This window comes from Leptospira kemamanensis (genome assembly GCF_004769665.1).
GTDB lineage: Bacteria > Spirochaetota > Leptospiria > Leptospirales > Leptospiraceae > Leptospira_A > Leptospira_A kemamanensis.
Genome location: NZ_RQGG01000016.1, coordinates 1 through 559, shown reverse-complemented (window position 1 = coordinate 559; position 559 = coordinate 1). Strand labels below are relative to the sequence as shown.

Here is a 559-nt window from a genome sequence, read left to right as displayed (position 1 = left end):
AGGAGAATTTATGATCCAAGATATTGAAAAAGTTAAGAATGTTTGGCATGATGTTAAAGATATTCTCTCTGTTCCACACACTGATAAACAATACAAAAAACTTGTGAAAGTTTTGGATGAACTTATTGATGAAGTTGGTAATAATGAGAAACATCAACTTGCTCCTCTTCTCGAAACTGTTGGTAATCTGATTAAGGAATATGAAAATGATCACTTTATTCAGCCTAATGCTGAACCAATTGAAGTTTTAAAGTTTCTGATGGAAGAAAATAACCTTAATCAAAAGGATTTAAGTATTTTGGGTAGCCAAGGTGTTGTTTCTGAAATTTTGAATGGAAAAAGAGATTTAAATGTTCGGCAAATCAAGGCTTTGGCTGAAAAATTTAATATTTCTCCCGCTGTTTTTATCTAATTGCTTAACTTGCGACTTCGTATAACAGCGACTAACCGCTTCGCTTCGGGACTTGCGCCCTCGCTCGGTCTACGACACATAGGCTTTTGTCACTCCTCTTGCTTACGCAAGCGTCGTGCCAATCCCTAACGTCCCGTCCGGGACTCA

General features: G+C 37.4%; 1 protein-coding gene. It reads left to right on the top strand.

What is annotated here, in order from left to right; translation table 11 throughout:
- Window positions 1-10 precede the first annotated feature (10 nt).
- Entirely contained in the window at window positions 11-412 is a 402-nt protein-coding gene (locus EHQ59_RS06790; protein ID WP_135618605.1) for a helix-turn-helix domain-containing protein, read from the top strand.
- Window positions 413-559: the final 147 nt, after the last annotated feature.

Excerpts from the sequence above, each read along its gene's own strand:
- EHQ59_RS06790 (WP_135618605.1), top strand. The coding sequence starts at position 11 with ATGATCCAAGATATTGAAAAAGTTAAGAATGTTTGGCATGATGTTAAA.